1 protein-coding gene is annotated in these 1,237 nt (G+C 65.1%); it reads left to right on the top strand.

What is annotated here, in order from left to right:
- The first annotated feature begins 92 nt into the window (after nt 1-92).
- The gene (locus tag ADL25_RS10685) at nt 93-1,226 is read left to right on the top strand and encodes an IS630 family transposase (protein WP_234380866.1); all 1,134 of its coding nucleotides are present in this window, start codon (nt 93-95) and stop codon (nt 1,224-1,226) included.
- The last annotated feature ends 11 nt before the right edge of the window (nt 1,227-1,237 follow it).

The following is a 1,237-nucleotide window of genomic DNA, read 5'->3' as shown; positions in this document are numbered from 1 at the left end:
CTAGTGCCGCATCAGGCAACGTTTGCCCTGTTGTGATGTGACGCGCCGTCCGGATGCTGTGTTGGACGGCGCGTGGGCGTCATTCTGTCCGGGTGGCGGAACGAGTGCGTGTCCGAGAGATCGATGACGATGAGGGGCGGCGGCTGCTGCGGATCATCCGCAGAGGCACCGGGTCGGTGGTGACCTGGCGGCGGGCCCAGATGGTGCTGCTGTCCGCGCAGGGCATGCCGGTCGCGAAGATCGCCGAGGTGTCGTTCACCAGCGACGACCGAGTCCGGGACGTGATCCACAACTTCAACGCCGACGGCTTCGACTCTCTGTATCCGAAGTACTCCGGTGGTCGGCCGAAGACGTTCACGCTGCCGGAGCGCCGCGAGATCAAGAAGATCGCGAAGTCCAAGCCGACCGAGCACGACCTGCCGTTCTCGACATGGAGCCTGTCCAAGCTGGCGGACTTCCTGGTCGCCGAGGGGGTGGTCGACGACATCAGCCACGAGGGCCTGCGCATCCTGCTCCGCGAGGAAGGAGTCTCCTTTCAACGCCTGAAGACCTGGAAGACCTCCCGCGATCCGGACTACGCGGCCAAGAAGGCGCGGGTCGAGCACCTGTATGCGATCGCCGACGGCGAGGTCATACCCGAGGCCGGCGAGCCCGAAGTCATCTTCTGCATGGACGAGTTCGGGCCGCTCAACCTGATGCCCCACCCGGGCCGGCAGTGGGCCGAGCACGGTGGCAAACACAAGGACCCAGATCGCGAACCGCGCCGACGGCGGCGAGCGACCTACAACCGCTACGGCGGGGTGCGGCACCTGTTCGCCGCTCTGGACCTGTCCAAGGACAAGCTCTACGGCCACATCAAACCGGTCAAGCGGCGCACCCAGTTCCTGGAGTTCTGCCGCTACCTGCGCAGCCTCTACCCCGCCGACGTCAGGATCGCGATCGTGGCCGACAACTTCTCCCCGCACCTGACCACGAAAAGGTGTCAACGGGTCGGCATCTGGGCCACGGCGAACAACGTCGAGATCGCCTACACACCGACCAACAGCTCCTGGCTCAACCGCATCGAGGCCCAGTTCACAGCCCTGCGCTACTTCACCCTGGACGGCACGGACCACGCCGACCACAAGGAACAGGGCAGCATGATCCGCCGCTACATCATCTGGCGAAACCGCCATGCCGACGACCAGCACCTACAAGCCGTCATCGACAGGGCAAACGTTGCCTGAGGCGGCACTAG

The organism is Streptomyces sp. NRRL F-5122, from assembly GCF_001507435.1.
Taxonomy (GTDB): Bacteria; Actinomycetota; Actinomycetes; order Streptomycetales; family Streptomycetaceae; genus Streptomyces; species Streptomyces lannensis.
Note: the sequence above shows the minus strand (reverse complement) of the source record. Positions and strands in the feature narration are given on the sequence as shown.